Annotated in this window: 15 protein-coding genes; 9 read left to right on the forward strand and 6 right to left on the reverse strand. The window is 64.8% G+C overall.

Translation table 11 applies throughout. From position 1 onward, the window contains the following. Positions 1-84: 84 nt before the first annotated feature. The 6 genes from KHO49_RS12800 to KHO49_RS12825 are packed head-to-tail and all read right to left on the reverse strand — an operon-like array spanning position 85 to position 10308. Positions 85-900 carry a YfaP family protein gene (locus KHO49_RS12800; protein WP_102882359.1) on the reverse strand — a complete coding sequence of 272 codons (816 nt, stop codon included), beginning with the start codon at positions 898-900 and terminating at the stop codon, positions 85-87. A 3-nt stretch (positions 901-903) separates the two neighbouring features. Continuing rightward, positions 904-2547, reverse strand: coding sequence for a DUF2300 domain-containing protein (locus KHO49_RS12805; protein WP_213665094.1), 1644 nt, complete (start codon positions 2545-2547; stop codon positions 904-906). A gap of 1 nt (position 2548) precedes the next feature. Beyond that, positions 2549-7126, reverse strand: a complete 4578-nt coding sequence (locus KHO49_RS12810; RefSeq protein ID WP_283777027.1) for an alpha-2-macroglobulin family protein — start codon at positions 7124-7126, stop codon at positions 2549-2551. Next, positions 7123-7782, reverse strand: coding sequence for a DUF1175 domain-containing protein (locus KHO49_RS12815; protein WP_102882362.1), 660 nt, complete (start codon positions 7780-7782; stop codon positions 7123-7125). Before KHO49_RS12815 ends, KHO49_RS12810 begins: the two co-directional genes overlap by 4 nt. Continuing rightward, entirely contained in the window at positions 7767-9479 is a 1713-nt protein-coding gene (locus KHO49_RS12820) for a DUF2138 domain-containing protein (RefSeq protein WP_102882363.1), read from the reverse strand. The genes KHO49_RS12815 and KHO49_RS12820 overlap by 16 nt, the downstream gene beginning before the upstream one ends. Positions 9480-9516: 37 nt before the next feature. Further along, a complete protein-coding gene (locus tag KHO49_RS12825) occupies positions 9517-10308 on the reverse strand; it encodes a YfaP family protein (RefSeq protein WP_102882364.1) in 792 nt (263 codons plus the stop codon). A gap of 594 nt (positions 10309-10902) precedes the next feature. On the opposite strand from KHO49_RS12825, the gene KHO49_RS12830 reads away from it, so the two are divergent. The 9 genes from KHO49_RS12830 (at position 10903) to dxs (ending at position 22699) form a co-directional block, all read left to right on the forward strand. Further along, positions 10903-12474 (forward strand): BCCT family transporter, encoded by a 1572-nt coding sequence (locus tag KHO49_RS12830; RefSeq protein ID WP_213665096.1) that lies wholly within the window; start codon positions 10903-10905, stop codon positions 12472-12474. After that, the gene (locus KHO49_RS12835) at positions 12471-13772 is read left to right on the forward strand and encodes an OprD family outer membrane porin (protein WP_213665097.1); all 1302 of its coding nucleotides are present in this window, start codon (positions 12471-12473) and stop codon (positions 13770-13772) included. The genes KHO49_RS12830 and KHO49_RS12835 overlap by 4 nt, the downstream gene beginning before the upstream one ends. Before the next feature lie 49 nt (positions 13773-13821). Further along, positions 13822-15828, forward strand: coding sequence for a CocE/NonD family hydrolase (locus tag KHO49_RS12840; protein WP_110596263.1), 2007 nt, complete (start codon positions 13822-13824; stop codon positions 15826-15828). Between the two features lie 77 nt (positions 15829-15905). Then, positions 15906-16844 (forward strand): LysR substrate-binding domain-containing protein, encoded by a 939-nt coding sequence (locus KHO49_RS12845; RefSeq protein ID WP_102882368.1) that lies wholly within the window; start codon positions 15906-15908, stop codon positions 16842-16844. Between the two features lie 20 nt (positions 16845-16864). Next, entirely contained in the window at positions 16865-18178 is a 1314-nt protein-coding gene (locus KHO49_RS12850; RefSeq protein WP_213665098.1) for an MFS transporter, read from the forward strand. A gap of 105 nt (positions 18179-18283) precedes the next feature. Next, complete coding sequence (locus KHO49_RS12855) at positions 18284-19447, forward strand: Fic family protein (protein WP_213665099.1); 1164 nt, start codon at positions 18284-18286, stop codon at positions 19445-19447. 111 nt (positions 19448-19558) lie between these two features. Then, the gene (locus KHO49_RS12860; RefSeq protein ID WP_011063724.1) at positions 19559-19801 is read left to right on the forward strand and encodes an exodeoxyribonuclease VII small subunit; all 243 of its coding nucleotides are present in this window, start codon (positions 19559-19561) and stop codon (positions 19799-19801) included. Continuing rightward, positions 19798-20685, forward strand: coding sequence for a polyprenyl synthetase family protein (locus KHO49_RS12865; RefSeq protein ID WP_102882371.1), 888 nt, complete (start codon positions 19798-19800; stop codon positions 20683-20685). The genes KHO49_RS12860 and KHO49_RS12865 overlap by 4 nt, the downstream gene beginning before the upstream one ends. Positions 20686-20797: 112 nt before the next feature. Further along, positions 20798-22699 (forward strand): 1-deoxy-D-xylulose-5-phosphate synthase, encoded by a 1902-nt coding sequence (gene dxs, locus KHO49_RS12870; RefSeq protein WP_110596265.1) that lies wholly within the window; start codon positions 20798-20800, stop codon positions 22697-22699. Positions 22700-22727: the final 28 nt, after the last annotated feature.

Consider the following 22727-nt stretch of genomic DNA (forward strand, 5'->3'; position numbering starts at 1 on the left):
ATTCATTGCAAGGCAAACACCGGGCAATCGTATTGTCTCAGGGCAATGAACCAATGCTCGGGCAGGCGGATAGATTGAGCCCGATCATGGATAGCTGAAACTGCGTACCAGGGTCAGCTCTCCGGGGGCGCGCATCGGCACGATGAAGGATTCGCTCTTCTCATCCGGTGTGCCCTCCTCGGTAATCACCGTGACCTGGGCCGTGGTCAGGGGCTGCACGGCGTTTTCCTGGCCGCCGTCTTCATCGTCACTGCGATAGCCGCCACCGTAGTAGTTCACATACACCAGGTACTGGCCCTTGAGCGGCGCCGGCATGGAGAAGATCTCCGGGCCGTAGCCGGTGGTCACGTCCACATCCAGGGCCGCGCCGTTGGGGGCCACGCGCTCGCCATACCAGATGTGCGCGCCGTCTGGGGTCACCAGGTGCAGGTCGAGGTCGGTGTTGTCGCTGTCCCAGGACAGCAGCACCCGCAACTTGGGCGGAGTCACGCCACCGCCGGTATTGAGGAACTGCACGCGCTTGCGCTGCTGGCCGTCCGGGCTGCGCACTTCAACGCTGTTGCTGCCATTGGGGAAGGAATACGGCCGGTCGAAACCACCTTGCTCATTGAACTTGAGCGGCATGCTGACGCCATTGACGATCAGTTGGCCCGGCTCCTTGCTCGCTTTGGGCGCGCCTTTGATCTGCCCGCTTATACGCGCGGTATTGGCCTGGCCCTGGGGCGTGTTCACCGAAGAGGCCGGGTAGTTGACCTCCTGAATGTATTGCTCGCCATCGACAGCGCGGGTACGCCAGCCGCCTTTGGGGGTGTCGAGCTGGATGCCGCTGTCGGCCAGGGCCATGGGCAGGCTGAACATTCCGCAAAGGAACAGGAGGACCGGGGGAGCAGGAAGTTTCATGGCCTATTCCAATAAAAGATGACGGGCGAGCCCTTCGATGTAGGTTTCATCCTGGCCGTTGGGATGAGCTTCAAAGGCCAGGTGCAGGTATTCGTGAGTCAGGTCGAGGCGGTCTTGCAGCGAGAGCACGCCACGCACGTAGATGCGTTGTCGTTCGCGGTCGACGTAGGGCCGACCGAAGCTCAGGCGGCACACGGCGAACTGGCTGATTTCGTTGTAGCCGATCTCTTGCTCCAGCGGCTGGCGCCAGCGCCGACGCTGGTTCAACAGCCACTCCTGAGCTGCGGGCAAGGGTTCGCAAGACGCCACCGGGTTGTCCCAGCGGCTGAGGCTGGCCCGAGGGTAGGCATGCAGCAGGATGGCGTCGTAACGCTGGCCAGCGCGCGCCTGTTCAACGGCCTGCTGCCAGGACAGTTTGTCCGGCGCACTCAGGTCCGAGTGGTAGGTGACTTGCGTGCCGGCCAGCACCAGATCGCTGGTCCAGGCGGCAATGGCCCTGGCCTGGGCGGTCGCCGGGCGCGGCGCGACCCGCTGGCGATTGCTGCTGTCGTCGATGCTCAGGCATTCGCCGCTGCGTCCGGCGTTCTGCAGCAGGTAGGTGCGGATCGCCACGGCCAGGGCCTTGGCGGCCTCCGCCGGTTCACTGCTGGCTTCGCGTTGCAGCACACGGGCCACATATTCTTCACGGTCCAGGCGCGCCACCAGTCGCTGGGCCGCAGGGTCTTGCTGCAGGAACAACTCGCCGGCGCTGTGGATATCCAGCCGGTTGCCGTTGGCAAATTCCACCCGATAATCCCCTTGCAGAGCGCCCGGCCTGGCTGGCTGACCCTTCTGGCTGACGCTTTTGAGCGGGTAGCGGGAAAACAGGCTGACTTCCACACAGCGGCCTTTATCCACAGGCGGATTGTCCGGCAGCACTTGGTTCAGGGCCTGGGCGTAGTCCTTCAGCACCCGCTGGCTAGTACCGCGCCCGCCCACCCACAGCGGCGTACCATCCACCAGCCAACCGGCAAAGCCGCCCTGGCGCGACTGCGGGTCCTGATCCGCCAGCCAGCTCCAGGTCTTGACCCGCAGGCGCCCGCCCACCTCGCCCGCTACGGCACCGTCACCGGCATTGAGCACCACATCCAGCAACACACGCCGCGCCGTATCCCGTGCCGGCAGCAGCGCCAGCACCTGCAACAGCTGCGCCACCGGAACCCGGGTCTGGGGTTGCAACTGGTCCAGGTCCTGCAGCCAGCCCGGAGCATTGCGCGCTTGCCAGTAGGCGCGCCAGTCAGCACTGGACAGCTGCAAGCGCTGAGGCTCGAAGTACAGACCACAGGAGCGAACCAGGGCCTGATCCCGAGCAATGCTGCCGCCTGCCGTGCAGCAATAGACCTCGTCCTTGGACTTGCCCTGGCAGGCATAGGCCGGTTCTTGTGCGCCGGTATCCACCAGCCAGGCGTAGACGAAGAGTTTCCAGATGCTGCCCAGGGGCGCTTGCAGGTCCTGCGGCAACGGCTCACGAGCCAGCACCTGAGTCTTGCTCAGGCTCACCAGCTCGCTGTCCGGGGCGGTTTTCCAGGCCAGGCGCAGAGGCTCGTCCTGGGCTGTCACCAGCCCAGGGAGTAGACACAGGCACAACCAGGCCCAACACCGCGTCATGTTATTTGACCGTGACCTGACCCAGTGCCGGCGTACGTTCCTGGGCCTGATGCTCTGGCGCATACACCTGGTAGTAACGTGCCGCAGGCAGGTTGAACTGGCCCTTCTGGGAGAAGCGGATCAGATGCCGCAGACGCACTTCGCTGTTGTCGTTCAACGCATCCAGCGGCACCGCGTAACTCATCTGCCCGGGTTCGAAACGCGCTTTTTCCAGGGACGCCGCTTCAGTGCCCGCAGGACCGGCCAGCTTGATACCCCAGGTGGTGCGTTCGACATCGGCGCCCGGCGGCAACGGCACTTCCAGCATGCCGTACAGCAGCGGGCGGTTGCCCTCGTTGGCAATGATCACTTCGTCCAGATACAGGCCGTCACTGGCGATCGGCTTGTTGCCCACCGGCTCCAGCTTGAAGGTGAAGGCTTCATCCCCGGGCACCAGGCGCAACAGGCGACGGGTAATGTTCACCGGCGACGGCGTGCCCATGTCCAGCTTGCTCAGGTAGCTGACCGAGGCCTGCAGCGGACGCTCCGGCACCTTGTCCAGGGTCAGCACGGCCGGCACCTGCGGCCCTTGCCACTGCCAGTAGCGTTCGCCGCTGGCGCCCTGCTGCTGTTGCCAGCCCTGCCCCGGATTCAGGGCCTCGGCCGGTGCCGACTGGGCCACGCTACGCTGCAGCCAGGTCAGGGCCAGAGCACGGTCCAGGGTCGGTTGCGATGGCAGCAGACGTTGCAGCAATGCGCGCGCCGTCGCTTGATCGAAAGGCTTCAAGGACAGATTCATTGCCTGAGCGAAAGGCTGCGAACTGATATCGACCTGCTGCTGTGCCGCCTCCAACTGCGCCACGAAGGCAGGTGGCGGCGTGACCTTGGCGTCCCGCGCCAGGGCGGCTGTCAGCACCCGGGCGCTGGCCAGGCCGAGGGCCGAATCCGGCTCCACCATCACCAGGCTGTCGCTGCTGTCGTCATCCATGCTGGCAGCCGGACCGGCCCCCACCTTGGCCAGGTCGTCCATCAGTCCCCTGACCAGGGTATTGATCGGCAGGTTCATCTCACGGGCGAAGGACAGGATCAGCGCCCGTTGCAGCAATGGCGTGCTGCCGGCCTGCTTGGCATAGACCTCCAGCACCCGCTGCCAGTGTTCCGGCGGCAGGTTCAGGTCCATGACCTTGCTGGCATTCCAGTCAGCGTAATAGGCATAGGCGGTGAGGAACGCATCCGGTTCGGCGTCTTCGCCCCACCAGGTGAAGGCTGCTTGCGGCCCGGCCATATGCACCAGGCGCAGGCGGCTGTTCTGCATGATCAGGCGCAACCGATCACGGATCTGCGGGTTACTGGCCAGCGCCGGGTAGGCAACGCTCAACGGCAGCAACTGGCTGGCGGTCTGCTCGACGCCGCCATAGGGGTATTCCAGCAACCCATCCAGGGCCGAACGGAACAGCGCTTGCGGGCTGTCGTCCAGACGCAGGCGAATCTCTGCGGCATCGGCCGGCAGGCCCAACGGCGTCGTGGTGCTGACCACGTCCAGGCTCTGGGTTTGCACCGTCTGCCAGCCGGCCGCGCTGCTCACCAGACGCACAGCCAGGGCGTCCACAGTCTTGCCGCCCTGCACCAGCTCGGCGCTCCACTCGCCATTGCCCGGGGCAATGGCCGGCAGCGCCACATAGTTGATGCCGCTGTTCAAGGTCAGCGGCAGGCGCTGGGATTCCCCGGCGTAATGAATCACCAGCTCGGCCTTGACCGGTTGTTCGGACTGGCTGAAGGCAAACACCCCCAGGTCCGGCTTGTCGCCGCTGCGGAAGCGGGTCGGGCCGCTCCACTTCAGGTACAGAGCCTTGTCGGAACGAACGAACTGTTTCTTCTGCCCCACTTGGCCGTCATCGGCGATGGCCCGAGCGGTAATGCGCCAGCGGGTCAGGGAATCCGGCATGCGGAAGGTGAAACGCGCCTTGCCGCTGCCATCGGTCACCAGCTCCGGCTGCCAGGCGGCGGTGTCGACGTCTTCACGACGTGGCCGCTCCAGCACCTTGACCCCACGCTCGCTGCGATTGGCCTTGCCCGGGGCCGTCGGGCTGCCCGGCAGGGCCACGTCGTAGCTGATGAACGATAGGCTGGCGCTGGTGCGCACGTTATTGCGCCGAGGGTGGTAGAAGAACTGGTCGATGCTCGGCGCTACTTCCGGCTGCAACGCGTAAACCATCTCGTCCACCACGCTGACGGTCAGGTGCGCCGGCACCGGCTTGCCGGCGAACTGGGTGGACAGGTCCACGGTGACCAGGTCACCCGGCTGGTACTTGTCCTTGTCGGTGTGGATGGCCACATCGATCTGCGGTGTCAGCACCTTGATCCCGGCATTCTGGAAGCTGTACTCGCCGCCCTTGGTGTAGAGCACAGAGAACGTCAGGTTCGGTGCGAAGTTGTCCTTCACCGGCACCCGGGCGCGGTACTGGGTAGGGCTGAGTTTTTCCACCTTCAGCCAGTCGCCGCCCTTGGACAGCAGCGCCGTGGCTTCAACCTTGTCGCGCTCCAGCGACAGCAGCGCATCGTTGATCGGCTCGGGGAAGGTAATCAGCGCCAGGGCTTCGTCACCGCTCTTGTATTCGGCCTTGTCGAGAACGATTTCCACGGTGCCCGGCACCGCTTTAACGCCTTCGCCGGTGACCGAGTGGCTGGTGCCGCCCAGTACTCGGTCGTGCTCGTCCTTCAGGGTCAGGTTGTAGGTGCCGGGACGCTCGAAGGCCAGGGCAAAGCCCTTGTCGGCCTCGCCCAGCTTGCCCTCACCGGTGGACTGGTCTTCCAGGCGCACCCAACTGTAGCGGCTGGGGGAAACCTTCTGGCTCTGCTCACCGGTGTTCTGGTTGACGTAGCTGAACTGCACCTTGTCGCCAGCGGCGCTGAAACGCTGCGGCGCACTCAGGCTGAAGCTCGCCGCGCCCCGCTCGATGAGGATTTCCTTGGTGGTCTTGACCCGATAGGCCGCGCCGTCGCTGGCGAACACGGTGAGCATGTAGCGGCTCGGCTTGCTGGCCGCCGGCAGATCGAGGGTGGCACTGCCCTTGGCGTCAGTGGTCAGCTCGGCACTGGTCAGTTCCACCGGGAACTGGCCCATGTACTGCAGTTCGTTGTCCACCATGGACAGCTGCTGGGCCCGCAGGCTCAGTTGCAGGCGCGCATTGGCCACCGGCTTGCCGTCCGGATAGAGCAGCACCAGGTTGCCCTTCACCGGCTCGCCGGTCTTGAAGTCCGGCTTGGCCAGGCTCAGGGCAATCTCGAAGTGCGGCTTGATGTATTCGGCCACGCGGAAGGCGCTGCTGTAGACCTGGTCCTTGTAGGCAAAACGCAACTCATAACCACCGGCCACAGCATTTTCCGGCAGTTGGAAACGGCCTTGGGTGCCAGACTTGGAATCCAGATTCAGGGTCAGGTTCTGCAGCGCGGTGCCGGCGGCATCCAGCACGCTGACATTCACCGTGCCGGCACCCGGCTGCACCGAATCCCGGGCGTTCTTGAACTCGCGGCCGACGATTTTCAGCGATACCCAATCCCCCGGGCGATACAGCGGCCGGTCGGTGAACGCATAGAGCTTGGTGTCGTAGATTTCGCTGTCGTAATAGAAGTTCTCGGAGACGAATACCCCGCCTTCCTGGTCCTCGCCGATCACGTAGGAGCGCTCGGGGCTGACGTGTTTCAGGCGCACCAGGCCCTGTTCGTCAGTGGCGCCGCTGTTCATCACGCCCAGGCCGTCGGTCCATAGCACGTTGACCTTGGGCACGGAGTTGCCTTCATGCTTGCCCGCGGCCCAGACCAGCAGTTCGTCACCGGCAATCTTGCTCACCGCCACGGTGTTGGAGACAAAGACCATGGTGGTCGCGCGGTACTTGCCCACCAGGGCTTCCACCAGGTACAGGCCCGGTTTGAGTTGCCCCAGCGGGATGTAGACGTTGCCCGGCGCGACGTTGATGAACTGGCTGGAGGAACCGGACAGGTCAACCCCGGCCGGCGGCTGGATCGGCTTGGCCTGCCACAGCGGATAACGGAACTGGGTCACCAGCGGCAGCCCCGGAATCAGGGCGAATTGCGGCTGGGCGTCATAGGGCGTGGGCGCCAGCATGGAGTTGCCGACCTTCAATTCCGGCACCTCCTCGGTCACCTGCTTGCGTGACTCGTAGGAGAAGGCGCGCTGCATCACCCGGCGCGACTTGCGATACCAGTTGTCCCACAGGTAGGCCAAGGTGTTGGACAGGCCCTCGCCCTTGAACTGGCCGTCACTGACCACCCGGTGCAGGTTCTTCTGGCGCTTGAGGAAGTCCAGCGGCTGGTTGATCCGGTACACCCGGATGTCCGCGCCGCCGTAGGGCTCCATGCGAAAGCGCCGGTAATCCCGACCCGGGGCCTCAAGGCGCACCATGGCCTGCTCGTCGCTGGCAAAGCTGCTGTCGGCCAGGAGGAAGAAACTCTCGCCGGAGACCGCCGCGTAATCGCTGGACGGCACCGAGTCTTCGGCATTGACCAAGCTCGCGGGGGCCGCGAGGGTCAGAACAACAGTCAGTCGAAACAGAAAACGCCACATACGCGATTCGCTCATTGGGTGAGGAAGTTCAGTCGATAGATGCCGATGAAGTTGGGGTTGGCGGGGTCGGGTATCCATCGAGTGTCCTTCCATGTCATCAGTTGCTGCACGCTGGCCGAGCGCATGCCGTTGTCGGTGGGGGTGGTGGTGCCGGTGTGATAGGCGATGTTGCGGCCCATCCAGATCATCAGGTGCTGGTCGTCGCCCTGGTCGAAGAACAGCAGGTCGCCGGGGCGCGCCTGGCCCAGGTCACGGCTGACCAGATGGCTGTTGAACTGGATCAGCTTGATGGCGTTGACGTAGGGCCCGGTCTGGCCGCCGCCCTGCTGCCACTGCTGGGCCAGGCCACGCTGGCCTTCGCTCAGTTGCAGCTCCGGCGGCAGGTAGCGATTGGACATGCCGTTGGCCCGCAGCCATTTGCTGTCGTGGGCCTTGAGCGCTTCGTTGGCGGCAAAGCGCACCAGGCCGGCGCAGTCCTGCTGGTACCAGCGCGGGCTCGGCCCTTGACTCAGTTGCTCCTGGGCGATGCGCACGAACCAGGCGCGAAACACCTGGGACTGCTGCACGTCCAGTGGCGGCGCCTGGGTCGCGCCCACGGCGTTGCTCAGCAACAGGGCCAGCAGGCCGAGACTGCCCAGGCTTTTGCGCCATGCACTCACAGTGCGCGCCATTGCAGGGGCAGCCATTGCCAGTGACCGTTGGGCTCACTGCCTTCGGGCAGGGTCAGGGCGTACTTGCCGTAACCGCCAAGGGTGCGCAGCTTGGGCACCAGGTAGGTTTGCGCGGCGTTGTTGAACACCGGTTCCATGTCCTGGGGCAAGCTGTCGAAGGTTTCCTGCTGGATCAACTGCGCCAGGGATTGCGGGCCCAGGTACACCGGCATCAGTGCATCCTTGGGTACCACATCGGCCAGGGGCGGGAAGCGTTTATCCAAAGTATCCAGGGCCTTGCTCACCAGCTTGTCGTCCAGGGAGAACACCAGGGTCGAACCATGGCGAGCCAGGCTGACCTGCATGAAGGCGCGGCCGGTGATGGCTTGCGGGTCCTTGGCTTCCTTGGCCGGGTACTGACCGAAGTTGGAACTGACCTGGCGCTGCCACTGGTGTACCTCGCCGTTCTGCTGCTCGACCACGGGGAAGATGCGCTCCGGCACCTTGCTTTCCCGGGCCCCGACCATGGAACCGAACAGTTTGCCCAGTTCCCCATCGAGCTGGGTGTTGTCCTTGTCCTTGAGGCTGGCCACCAGCAGCGGCGTGTACAGCCGCGAGTCGGCGTACCAGCACAGGCCGGCGGTGCCGGCCATGTGTTCAGTCAGGCTGCTGGCCACCGCCTCTTCGGCACCGAGCTTGACCAGCAGCGGTTTCTGCTGCTCCGCTGCCAGGGGCAACGCCACGCAGGCACTGGCGCCCATGGGCATGGCCTGCCAGATCGGCTTGAAGTCAAAGGCCGGCTGGTTGTCCTGCTCTTGCATGGCCAGGTAGCTGTGCCAGCCCTGGGCGTCCATATCGAAACGCAGGCCGGCGAAGTTGGGGATGAAACGCTGGTAACCCATGGCCAGGACACTGGAGTTGACCGCCAACCGCTGCTGCACTTCAGGCTTGCGCGCCTCCAGGCCAAAGGCTTCGGGGAACAGTTTGTCACCGTTGAGCAGGGCTTCCAGGGCAGCGGTGGAGACGGCGCCGTGCTCATCGTCGGCACCGCTGCTCAGGTCATACAGCTTGGCCGGGTTGGACAGCACCACCAGTTTGTCGCCGTGGGAAGCGAACGCCAGGGATTTACCGGCGTTGTAGTTCAACTGGTAGAGGGTCACCGCATCGCCGCCGACCTTCAGCTCAGCCAGCTTGCTCAGTTGCGTGTCGTCCAGGGCAACCTTGGCCAGGGGCTCCAGTAGCTTGGCCAGCCCGCCACGATCCATCACCAGCAGGAAATCCTTGAGGCGCCCATCGACACCGCGCCACAGCGCCACATCCGCCGGCTGGTCGAACAGTTGCTCGATCAGGTTGTCCTGCAATTTCAGGTCATGCTCGTAGATGATCCGCCGCAGGCTGCCGATCAGGCCCAGGCGGTCGGCGTGGGCCTGGTAATAGAAGACGAAGTCTTCGGTCAGGGTTTCCTTGAGGAAAGGCACCGCCAGCAGGTCCTTGGGCAGTTGCGTCAGGGAGTGGGTTTCCAGTAGTCCGTCGGGGCGACTCAGGCCCAGCTTGTCGCCGGCCAGTTCGGCCACCGGGGTCTTGGGCTTGCAGCCCACACCCGCGACTGCGGCGGCGACCAGACACAGGCCCGCGACCAGTGCTGGCCAGCGCCGTTTGCTACCGGGTTGAACAGGGCCGGGAACGCCGGCCGCCGGGGATGCTGTGTTTTCGCTCATGATTCACAAAGCCCAATTCATCCGTGGTGCGGGATGTTCAATAGTTGAAAGACTTGACCAGCAACAGGTCGCCGATGGCCCGCATGGGCACGATAAAGGTCTCGCGTTTCTCATCGACGGTGTTTTCGTTAAGGATCAGGTTGATCTGCGAGGTGATCACCTCGTTCTGATTGCTGCCTTCGTCGAAGTTGTACCCGCCACCGCCGAAGTTGCCCCAGTAGTTGACGTAGATCAGATAGGTGCCCCGCAGCGGCGCGGTCATGGTGAACATTTCCGGGCCCGGCCCGTCGACGCCGTCCGGGTCCAGGCCGCCGCCGTTGGTCAAACCGGGATGACCGAAGAACGCGTGCTGACCGTCGGGGGTGATGATGTGCATGTCCAGCTCGGCCTTGGGATCATCCCAGCCCAGCACCACGCGAATGCGTGGGGGCGTCTTGTTCTGATTGGCTTCGTAGAATTGCACGCGCTTGAGGGACTTGCCCTCGGAGCTGCGCACTTCGACGCTGTTGGAGCCGGCGCCAAACGCATAAGGGCGAGCGAAGCGGCCCTGTTCGTCGGTGTAGAGGTTCAGCGGATTGCCGTTGACCGACAGGCTATGGGGCTGGCGCAAGTGACCGATCGCCTTGAGCTGGCCCTCGATCAGGGTGCGGTTGCGTTGAATGCCGCGGTCGATGGGGGGCGTCGGATAGGCCACCCGGTCCTGCTCGGTACGGTCCAGCAGTCCGGAATAGCGCCAGCCGGCCAGGGGTTCCTGAAGTTCGGCGGAAGGTTCGGCGAACACCGCCCCGGCCACCAGCAAGGTCAGCAGGAGGGAGGATAAAACGCGCATGTAATGCGTCCTGCCATGCATGGGAAAACCCTGGCGCCAGATCCTCGGCGCGGCTGCAAATATTCAGAAAGAGTGCCCGGCGACAAAGGGCGCTGGAAAGGCCGCAGATTAGCGACTTGGCGCCTGTTGCACAATTGGCGAAAAGGGATTTTGCAAGGCAATCGACACCCTGCTGAAGTCCGCCCCGCAGGTGCCACTACGGCGACATTATCCGCGCCGAGAAAGGTGGCCATACGCCATTAATTGCGCACCTCATCAGCCGACAACAAAAACCCTTAGTTCAAGTACGAATCTGCCCCAGAGGCCCCCTCTCTCCAGCACTCGCAAGCGTCCGGCCGCCAACCACCGAAGGCTGCTGATCGACCCTGCGGCAAGCGCTCTGGAATGCCTGTTGCACCAATCGGCCCGGCCATCGCCCATGGCAGCCAGGGGCCATCGCGCATTCCCTCAGGGAATGACCCCATACCCATTAGTCGATTGCTACAGCGCACCACTCAACGCTTATCTAAGAACGCCGCAGCGTTGCACCGCGGCGCCCTGTGATTGCGGCCTCGCCTGGCCATAAAAAAGATAAGCAACGGGAGTGCCTCACTGATGAAGTATCCGTTAAGAGCCTGGGTCTTCTGGCCCACCTTTCTGATTCTGCTGGCGGCGGTGATCGCCAGCTACCTTGATCTGCAGGGTTTCCTGGTGGTGAGCAGGCAGCTCAACCGGATCATCCTCGACAACTTTTCCTGGCTGTTCAGTGCCGGCAGCTTCTTTCTCCTGGTACTGACCGCCATCGTCTACTTTTCGCCCCTGGGGCGGGTGCGCATCGGTGGCGAAGACGCCAAGCCCCTGCTGAGCAAGCCGCGCTGGTTCATGGTGGCCCTGTGCACCACCCTGGCGGTCGGCGTGCTGTTCTGGACCACCGCCGAGCCGCTCTATCACCTGTATGGCCCGCCCTCGAGCCTGAACATCGAAGCCGGCAGCAGCGAGGCCAAGCACTTCGCCATGTCCAGCATGTTCCTGCACTGGACCCTGACGCCCTACGCCATCTATCTGGTGCCCTCACTGGTGTTCGCCCTGGTTTTCTACAACCTGCGCGGCCACTTCTCCATCGGCGCCATGCTGCAACCCCTGCTTGGCGCAGCATGGGTCAAGCGCCATGCCGGACTGATCGACACCCTGGCGATGTTCGCCCTGGTGGCGGGCATGGCCTCTTCCCTGGGCACCGGCGCCCTGACCCTGTCCGGTGGCCTGAGCCAGTACATCGGCGGTGACACCACGCCGCTGCGCCTGGGACTGATCATCGCGGTGATCGTCGCCACCTTCGTGTTCTCCGCCGCCAGCGGCTTGCAGAAGGGCATCGTCAAGTTCTCCACCTTCAACACCTGGATCATGCTGGCCCTGGGGCTGTTCGTTCTGGTCTGCGGGCCGACCCTGTACATCCTCAGCCTCGGCATCGAGTCCTTCGGCACCTACCTGCAGACCTTCTTCGGCCGCAGCCTGTTCACCGGCGCGGCCAGTGGCGACAACTGGCCCCAGAGCTGGACGGTGTTCTACTGGTCGGTGTGGTTCGCCTGGGCCCCGGTGAGCGCCATGTTCCTGGGCAAGATCGGCCGTGGCTATACCGTGCGCGAATTCATCCACATCTCCATGCTCTACCCGGCGCTGTTCACCGCCCTATGGATCTGCATCTTCTCCGGCAGCAGCCTGTACTTCGACGCCCAGGGTGATGGGGTACTCAACCGTGTGCTCAACGAGCAAGGGGTGGAGCATGTGCTGTACCAGGTGTTCCAGCAGCTGCCGGCGAGCGGCCTGATCATTGCCTTCCTGCTGTTCATTGCCTTCATCTCCTTCGTTACTGCTGCCGACTCCAGCACCGATGTCATCGGCAATCTGTGCAGCCGCGGGGTCACCGCCGACTCCGATCTGGACGGCAGCCCGCTGCTCAAGGTGATCTGGGGCGCGATCATCGGCTGCGTGTCCTGGGTGATGGTGGCCTACGTCGGCATCGACGGGGTCAAGATGCTCTCCAACCTGGGCGGCCTGCCGGGCATGCTGATTGTCCTGCTCTCCAGCAGTGCACTGATCATCTGGATGAAAAACCCGTCCTTGCTGACACCGCAGTTGCCAGCGGACGAGCTCGGGGAAAGCCACTCGCCACGAGGGCCTACCCCATGAACGTCCGTCTCCTGATCCTTGGCGGCCTGGGCCTGATGCTGCTCTGCCCCGCGCTGGCCCACGCCAGTCAGGCGCAATCCCGGGGCTTTGTCGAAGACAGCCGAATCAACGGCCTGGTGCGCAACAACTACCGCAACAACGACCATCGTCAGTTGGACCTGGATGCCCGCGAGTGGGGCCAGGGCCTGCAGCTGGACTACGCCTCCGGCTACACCCAGGGCACCCTGGGCTGGGGCCTGGATGCCCATGCCTATTTCGCCACCCGACTCGACAGCGGCGGTGGCCGGGCGCGCACCATGATGCTGGTCAGCGAAAGCGACGGCAGCAGCCGCCGGGAATCGGCCACTGCCGGGGCCGCGCTGAAAATGCGCCTGTCCAATACCGAGTTCAAATACGGCGACCTGCGACCCCAGACCCCGGTGCTGGCCCTGGCCGACAACCGGCTGATGCCAGCCACCGCCACCGGCCTGGCCTTCAGCAGTCGCGAGGTGGAAGGCCTGTTGCTGGAGGGCGGACACTTCACCGCCTCCCGGGACTTCAACCAGACCGGTCATCGGGGTGGTTTCCACGCCGGTTACGCCAGGGTCGAGGGCGGCGACGCCAGCTATCTGGGCGGCACCTACCAGTTGCATCCGCAGGTGGGGCTGGGGCTCTACAGCTCGCGCTACCAGGACCTGTGGCGCCAGCACTACGTCAACCTCAACCTCGACCAGCCCCTGGACGCCGAGGATCGGCGCAGCCTGAACCTGGACCTGCGGCTCTATCGTTCCCTAGACGATGGCAAGGCCCTGGCCGGGGATATCGCCGTAACGGCCTGGTCGGCGGCGCTGGCCCTGAAGGATGGTCCGCACACCGTGACCCTGGCCCACCAACGCATCCATGGCCAGCAGCCCTTCGACTATCTGGCCCTGAGCGGCGGCGGCTTCCACGGCTCGATCTACCTGGCCAACGCCTCGCTGATCGCCGACTTCAACGGCCCCGGCGAACGCTCCTGGAGCCTGGGCTACCGACTCGACCTGGAGCACCTGGGCCTGCCCGGCCTGTCCTTCGGCACCCGCTACATCCGTGGCAGCCATGTCGACGGCCGGCGGATCCCCAACGACAGCCCCTACCGCTACTACGCCGACAAGGAGCGCCAATGGGAGCGGGACATCGACCTGAGCTACCGGGTGCAGAGCGGCGTCGCCAAGGACCTGTCCCTGAGCCTGCGCCAGGGCACCTACCGCATTAACGGAACCTCGAACGGCGATGTCGACCACATCCGCCTGGTCACCGAGTACCCCTTCAGCCTGCTGTGATCCACCGCGCTCGGCCCGGTGCCGGCCCCTTTTTCGACTGGAGTAGCCCATGGACGTCATCCGCGACTTTCCCCATCCGATCCGCGAGATCGAGCACTGCCTGATCCCTCTGCGTGACGGCACCCAACTGGCTGCGCGTATCTGGCTGCCGGCCGATGCCGGCACCCGGCGTTACCCGGCAATTCTCGAATACCTGCCCTATCGCAAGCGCGATGGCACCGCAGTGCGCGATGCCCTGACCCATCCCTGGATGGCGGGCCAGGGTTACGCCTGCGTGCGCGTGGACATGCGCGGTAACGGCGAGTCCCAGGGCTTGATGGCCGACGAGTACCTGCCCCAGGAGCAGCAGGACGCCCTGGAGGTGCTCGACTGGCTCTGCGCCCAACCCTGGTGCGACGGCAACCTGGGGATGATGGGCATCTCCTGGGGCGGCTTCAACGGCCTGCAAGTGGCTGCCCATCAACCCGCAGCACTGAAAGCCATCATTACCCTGTGCTCCACCGACGACCGCTACGCCGACGACATTCATTACAAAGGTGGCAACCTGTTGATGGAAAACCAGGGTTGGGCCGCCACCATGCTCAACTTCAGCGCCGCCGTACCGGACCCGCTGCTGGTACCGGACTGGCAGGCGCAATGGCAGCAACGCCTGGACGCCATGCCGATGCTGGCCGAAACCTGGCTGCAGCATCAGACCCGTGACGACTACTGGCGCCAGGGTTCGGTGTGCGAGGACTACGCGGCGATCAAGGCCGCGGTGTACTGCATCGGCGGTTGGGGCGATGCCTACAAGAACAGCGTGCCGCGCCTGATGCAGCACCTGAATGGCCCGAAGAAAGCCCTGCTCGGCCCCTGGATTCACAAGTACCCGCACTTTGCCGTGCCCAACCCGGCCATTGGTTTTCTCCAGGAGGCCAAGCGCTGGTGGGACCACTGGCTCAAGGGCATCGACAACGGGGTGATGGACGAGCCCGCCTGCACCTTCTACCTGCAGGACGCCGTGCCGCCCAAGGCCAGCTACGCCGAACGCCCGGGCGTGTGGGTGCAGACCGCCGGCTGGCCCGATCCACAGATCCAGTGGCAGACCTTCAGCCTCAGCGACAGCGGGCTCAGCGCGGGAGCGCAAGCGCTGAGCGCAAGTCGCAGCATCTGCTCGCCCCTGACCACCGGCCTGCATCAGGGCGAGTACTGCGCCATCTGGTTCGGACCGGACGGCCCCACCGACCAGCGCCGGGACGATGCCCATTCACTGTGCTTCGACAGCCAGCCCTTGAGCGAGCCCCTGGCCTTGCTGGGTGATGTGCGCCTGGACCTGCGCCTGACCTCGGACCGGCCTTGCGGGCAGATCGTCGCCCGGCTCAATGCCGTGGCCCCGGACGGTCAGGTGGCGCAGATCACCTACGGCACCCTGAACCTGTCGCTGCGCGACGACTTCGCCGTGGCCAGCCCACCCGAGCCCGGCGCGCCCCTGCAGGTTCGCTTCAACCTCGACCATGTCGGTTATCGCCTGCCGGCCGGTTATCGCCTGCGCCTGGCGTTGAGCACCGCCAGCTTCCCGTTGCTGTGGCCGGCCCGGGAGCTGACCACCCTGACCCTGCTGCCCGAGGTACAGAGCGTACAGTTGCCGGTGTTCATCGGCGAACCCGTGGCGTGTCCGTTCGAAGCCCCGCAAAGCGCCCCGCCGGCCAACCTGGAAATCATCCGCGCCGCCGCCCCCAAGCGCAGCCTCAGCGAAGACGTGGCCAGCGGCGAAGTCTGCGTGCGTATCGACGACGACCTGGGCGCCATGCGCTTGCTCGATCACGGCCTGTGGGTCGACCAGCGCTGCACCGAGCAGTACCGCACCCTGCCCTGGGACCCGCTGTCGACCCGAGCCGATATCCAATGGCAGTACCGGGCCGGTCGCGGCACCTGGTCGGTGGAAGTGGACAGCACCCTGGGCCTGCACGCCGACGCGCAATGGTTCTACCTGCGCGCCACCCAGGTTGCGCGACTCGATGGCCGGCAGATTCATCAACGCCAGTGGCACAAACGGATCGCCCGATCCACGCTGTAAAGCGTGGCAGGATGCCCAATCTCCGAGACTCGGCGGGACGCAGGACACAGCGCCCGCCCCTGTAGACTGGTACCCGCATGTCGCATCGAAACGTCGATCTGCCCCCTCTCAACTGCCTGCAGCCTTTCGAGGCCGTGGCCCGTCATTTGAGCTTTACCCGGGCCGCCCAGGAGCTGAACCTGACCCAGAGCGCGGTGAGCCGCCAGATCAAGCGTCTGGAGGCAAACCTCGCCCGGCCGCTGTTCCACCGCCACAACCTGGGCATCAGCCTGACCCCGGCGGGCGAGCGCTACTTTCGCACCATCCAGCGCCTGCTGCGCGAGCTGGACCGCGAGTCGGCGGAACTGCGCCGGCGCGGCGCCGAGCGCCAGCTGACCCTGGCCAGCACCCCGACCATCAGCTCGATCTGGCTGGCGCGCCTGCTGCCAGCGTTCCAGAGCCTGTATCCGGAGCTGGACATCCGCATCCTCTGCAGTGAAAGCCCCCAGCACCTGGATGTCAGCGAGTACGACCTGGGACTGTTCTATCACCTGGACGAGTTGCCGGCGCCCCTGGGCCTGGAGCTGACCCCGGTCTTTGCCGGGGAGCAGGTGATCTGCGTCTGCAGCCCGGACTACCTGAGCCGCAAGGGGCCGATTCGCGATCCGCAACACCTGCTGCAGGAACACCGACTGCTGATTGTCGAAGACCACTATCACGACTGGCTGACCTGGTCCGACTGGTTCAGTGCCGTGGGCGCGACCTATCACTCACCGCAACATGCGCTGCGCACCAACAGCTACCAGTTGCTGATGCAGTCGGCAGTGATGGGCCAGGGGGTAGCCCTGGGCTGGGAAAGCCTGCTGCAGGACGAACTCGCCGCCGGACGCCTGCAACGCGCACTGCCGCAGCGCATGCCCAGCCGCGGGCGCCTGAACCTGATGCAACCGCACCACCGCAATCCACCATCCGCCGTACGCCGCTTTCGCCAATGGCTGCTGGAACACACCCACCTTGCCCACGACACCGGTCCTTGACCGCCCCGACCTGACGACTCATGAACCTGAACCTGCTGACATTCCCCGCACTCTACTGCGCCACCCTCCTGATGCTTGCCGGCAACGGGCTGTTCTTCAGCTTTATCGGCCTGCGCCTAACCAACGATGGGGTCGGCGAACTGTGGATCGGTGGCCTGACTGCCGCCTATTACGCCGGCATGGTCTGCGGCGCCAAGTTCGGCCATCGGATGATTGCCGCCGTGGGCCATATCCGCTCCTACGTCGCCTGCGCGGGTGCCGCGACCATGATCGTGCTCCTGCACCTGCTGTTCGAAGATCTGTGGTTGTGGCTGGTGCTGCGCTTCATCACCGGCCTGGTGATGATGAACCAGTACATGGTGATCGAAAGCTGGCTCAACGAGCAGGCGGGCAACCAGCAGCGCGGCGCAGTGTTCGCCGGCTACATGGTGGCGGTCTCCCTGGGCCTGATGCTGGGTCAGAGCGTGCTGATCTGGCGTCCCGAGCTGGACTTCAAGCCTCTGCTGATCGTCGCCCTGTGTTTCGCCGCCTGCCTGATACCCGTCGCCCTGACCCGACGCCTGCACCCGGCCAAGCTGGTGGCAGCCCCCCTGCAGATCGGCTTTTTCTGGCGCCGGGTGCCGCAAGCCCTGAGCACGGTGTTCATCACCGGACTGCTGGTCGGTTCGTTCTATGCCCTGGCACCGGTGTTCATCACCTTGAGCGGCCTGGACACGGCCCAGGCCGGCACTTTCGTCGCCGTGGCGATCCTGGCCGGACTATGCGGCCAGTGGCCGCTCGGCTGGCTTTCGGATCGCCTCGACCGCACACGACTGATCCGCGCCTGCGCGCTGCTGCTGTGCCTGGTGACTGTGCCTTTGTGGGGGCTGTTCGGCCTGTCGTTTACCTTCTTGCTGCTGTTCGCCTGCCTCAGCGGCCTGCTGCTGTTCAGCCTCTACCCGCTGGCGGTCGCCCTGGCCAACGACCACATTGAGCAACCCCAACGTGTGGCCCTGAGCGCCATGCTCCTGGCCACCCACGGCGTCGGCGCCTGTCTGGGGCCGCTGCTCAGCGGCGCGCTGATGAACCTCTATGGCCACAACGCCTTGTACATGGTGTTTTCGCTGTTCGCCCTGCTGCTGGCCTGGCGGGTACAACCGAGCAAGGTCAGCGGGGAGTTCCGGGTCGACGACGCGCCGTTGCAGCACGTGGCCATGCCCGAGCATCCGCCAAGCGTGCAGGCCTCGACCCTTGATCCACGCATCGAGGCTGTGCCCGGGGAGTGGCTGATCCAGGCGCCGCCGCCCGGTGAACCAGGGCGCAGCACGCTCAAGACCGACGCTGCATCCGCCTGATTCAGGCAGGGTTTAATTGGACGCTGAGCCGAATACATGCTCTATTCGGCTCACTGCAAGAGCTGAATAGAGCATGTATTCGGCTCATCCCCAGAGAGCCCGTCCATGGACCACCCACGTTGGATCTGGCAACACCCTACCTGGCACAGCTTCGACTGGCAGGCCGAGCGTCTTGCGCCGCTATTGCGCGAATGCGCTCAGGCTCAAGGCCGTTTGTTGGGCATGTCGGGCGTGGTGGACCAGGAACTGAGCGTCCAGAGTGAACTGGACGCGTTGCTGCAGAACATCCTCACTTCATCTGCCATCGAAGGTGAACATCTGAATGTCGGCTCGGTGCGTTCATCCCTGGCGCGGCGACTGGGCCTGGAGCTCCCTCTGGAAAGTCGCACCAGCCCACGCAGCGAAGGCCTGGCGGAGCTGACCCTGGATGCCACCCAGCACTTTGCCCAACCCCTGAGCCCTGCACGACTGACGCGTTGGCATCAGTGGCTGTTTCCCACGCAAGAGCAGCACCTGATGAGCCTGCCGATCCGGGTCGGCGAACTGCGCGGGGAGGCACCGATGCAAGTGGTGTCAGGTCGCCTCGATCGTCCCACCGTACACTTCGAGGCGCCGCCCAGAGCCGGCCTTGAGCAACAGTTGCAGAGCTTCCTGGAATGGTTCGAGTCCAGCCGTCATCTGCCCGGGCTCGACCCGCTGCTGCGGGCCGGGGTCGCGCATTTCTGGTTCGTCACCCTGCACCCCTTTGATGACGGCAACGGCCGTTTGGCCCGGGCCATCACTGACCTGGCTCTGGCCCAGGCCGAACACCAGGCTATTCGCTTCTATGCCATGTCCTCCAGCATCCTCAAGGACCGCGCGGGCTACTACCGGATACTGGAAAACAGCCAGCGCGGCGGGATGGATATCAGTGCCTGGCTGGAGTGGTTCCTGCAAACCCTGCTCAGCAGCCTGCAGCAGGCGATGTCACGCATCGACCGGGTACTGGACAAGACTCGCTTCTGGCAGCAGCACCGCCAGCAGGCGCTGTCTGCGCAACAGATCAAAGTGCTCAATCGCCTGTTCGACGGGGATCAGGACAGCTTTGCCCATGGCATCAGCGCCAGCCAATACCAGGCGCTGGCCAAGGTCTCCAAGGCCACCGCAACCCGCCACCTGGCCGACCTGCTGGCCAAAGGCTGCATCATCCGCTTGCCCGGAGGTGGCCGCAGCACCCGCTATGCAGCGAACCTGCCGGAGCGTCTTGGAGCCCCAGGAAAAACTCCGTGAAAAGCGCAAGCCAAGGCCACTGAAACCCGGGCCAGCAAGCGCTTCTCATTTGCCCGAAACCCCGGTGTCTGCTAGTGTCGCGCCGGTTTAACGTCAACCGGGATAGCCGCCATGGCCCGCAAAAAAGCTGCCTTAGATTTCGAACAATCCCTCGCCGACCTGCAAACCCTGGTCGAGCGTCTGGAGAACGGCGAGCTGTCGCTGGAAGACTCGTTGACCGCCTTTGAACAAGGCATCGGCCTGACCCGTGATTGCCAGGCCGCCCTGGCCCAGGCCGAGCAGAAGGTGCAGATCCTGCTGGAGCGCGATGGCGAACTGGCCGAACAACCTTTCGACGCGGAACAGCCAGAATGATTGCCGCTTATCAGGCCACCAGCCAGGCCCGCGTCGACGCTGCAATGCACACCCTGTTCACCGCTCCAAGCCCCGAACTTGCCCGCCTTTATGAAGCCATGCGCTACAGCGTGATGAATGGCGGCAAGCGCGTGCGCCCGCTGCTGGCCTACGCCGCCTGCGAGGCGCTGGGCGGCCGGCCCGAGCAAGCCAACGGCGCGGCCTGCGCGGTGGAACTGATTCATGCTTACTCCCTGGTCCACGACGACCTGCCGGCCATGGACGATGACGATTTGCGTCGCGGCCAGCCCACCACCCACAAGGCGTTCGACGAAGCCTGCGCCATCCTCGCCGGCGACGGCCTGCAGAGCCTGGCCTTCAGCGCCCTGCTGGACCCGGGCCTGAGCGACGCCAGCGCCGAGATCCGCCTGCGCATGGTCACCACCCTGGCCCAGGCCGCAGGCCCGGCGGGCATGGTGGGCGGCCAGGCCATCGACCTGGGCTCGGTGGGGCTCAAGCTCGATCAGAAAGCCCTGGAGTACATGCACCGGCACAAGACCGGCGCGCTGATTGAAGCCAGCGTGATTCTCGGGGCCCTGGCCAGCGGCCGGGCCGAGAAAGACGAGCTCAAGGCCCTGCAGACCTACGCTCAGGCAGTCGGCCTGGCATTCCAGGTGCAGGACGACATCCTCGACGTCGAAAGCGATACCGCAACCCTGGGCAAGCGCCAGGGTGCCGACATCGCTCGGGACAAACCGACCTACCCGGCGCTGCTGGGCCTGGCCGCAGCCAAGGAATACGCCCTGGAATTGCGGGACCAGGCGCTGCATGCGCTGCGTCCGTTTGACGCAGCGGCCGAGCCCTTGCGCGAGCTGGCGCGGTATATCGTCGAGCGCCGCAGCTGATCAACTCCCGATAGCCGGACCGCATATCGGCCAAGTTCGGCGCTCCGCGTGGGCAGCTTGCGATGCATAAGGTAAACTGCCGCCTCTTTCTATACCTATAACGATTCGCCTGATGCCCACGACGTTTCATGAGATTCCCCGCAAACGCCCTACCACGCCGCTGCTCGACCGTGCCCAGACGCCGGACGGCCTGCGTCGGTTAGGTGAAGCCGAGCTGGAAACCCTGGCCGATGAGTTGCGCCTGGAATTGCTCTACACGGTCGGCCAGACCGGCGGGCATTTCGGTGCCGGCCTCGGGGTCATCGAGCTGACCATTGCGTTGCATTACGTGTTCGACACCCCGGACGACCGGCTGGTGTGGGACGTGGGTCACCAGGCGTATCCGCACAAGATCCTCACCGGTCGTCGCGAACAGATGGCCAGCCTGCGCCAGAAAGATGGCCTCGCGGCCTTCCCGCGGCGCTCCGAGAGCGAGTACGACACCTTTGGCGTCGGCCACTCCAGCACCTCCATCAGCGCCGCCCTGGGCATGGCCATCGCCGCCCGCCTGCAGCACAGCGAGCGCAAGGCCATCGCAGTGATCGGCGACGGCGCCCTGACCGCGGGCATGGCCTTCGAGGCGCTGAACCACGCGCCGGAAGTGGACGCCAACATGCTGGTGATCCTCAACGACAACGACATGTCGATCTCGCGCAATGTCGGCGGGCTGTCCAACTACCTGGCCAAGATCCTCTCCAGCCGCACCTACGCCAGCATGCGCGAAGGCAGCAAGAAAGTGCTGTCGCGCCTGCCCGGTGCCTGGGAAATCGCTCGCCGCACCGAAGAATACGCCAAGGGCATGCTGGTCCCCGGCACCCTGTTCGAAGAACTGGGCTGGAACTACATCGGCCCCATCGATGGCCACGACCTGCCGACCCTGATCGCCACACTGCGCAACATGCGTGACCTCAAGGGCCCGCAGTTCCTGCATGTGGTGACCAAGAAGGGCAAGGGCTTCGCCCCGGCGGAAGTCGACCCGATCGGCTACCACGCCATCACCAAACTGGAACCCCTGGATGCTCCGGCGGCCGCACCGAAAAAGGCCGGCGGTCCGAAGTATTCCGGCGTCTTTGGCGAGTGGCTGTGCGACATGGCCGCCGCCGATCCGCGCCTGGTGGGCATCACCCCGGCGATGAAGGAAGGCTCGGACCTGGTGGCCTTTAGCGAGCGTTTCCCGCTGCGCTACTTCGACGTGGCGATTGCCGAGCAGCACGCAGTGACCCTGGCAGCCGGCATGGCCTGCGAAGGCGCCAAGCCGGTGGTGGCGATCTACTCCACCTTCCTGCAGCGCGGCTATGACCAACTGATCCACGACGTGGCGGTACAGAACCTCGATGTGCTGTTCGCCATCGACCGTGCCGGCCTGGTGGGCGAAGACGGCCCGACCCACGCCGGCAGCTTCGACCTGTCCTACCTGCGTTGCATCCCCGGCATGCTGGTGATGACCCCGAGCGACGAGAACGAGTTGCGCAAGATGCTCAGCACCGGGCACCTGTACAACGGCCCCGCCGCCGTGCGCTACCCGCGCGGCACCGGCCCCAACGCGCCGATCGACAAGGACCTGGAACCGATCGAGATCGGCAAGGGCGTGATCCGCCGCCAAGGCAAGCAAGTGGCCCTGCTGGTATTCGGCGTGCAACTGGCCCAAGCCCTGCAAGTGGCCGAAAAACTCGACGCCACCGTGGTCGACATGCGTTTCGTCAAACCCCTGGATGAAGCCCTGGTCCGCGAGATCGCCGGTAGCCACGAACTGCTGGTGACCATCGAGGAAAACGCCATCATGGGCGGCGCCGGTGGCGCGGTCAGCGAATTCCTGGCCCGCGAGAACATCCTCAAGCCGATCCTGCACCTGGGCCTGCCGGATGCCTACGTCGAGCACGCCAAACCGGCGCAGATGCTTGCTGAATGCGGCCTCGACGAAGCCGGCATCGAAGCTTCGGTGCGCCAGCGTCTGGAACTGCTGGGCCTGGCTTGATCCACAGCGGCTACCTGTAGCCGCTGCT

Origin of the sequence: Pseudomonas sp. RC4D1 (assembly GCF_018390395.1) — a bacterium.
GTDB classification, from domain to species: Bacteria; Pseudomonadota; Gammaproteobacteria; order Pseudomonadales; family Pseudomonadaceae; genus Aquipseudomonas; species Aquipseudomonas danubii.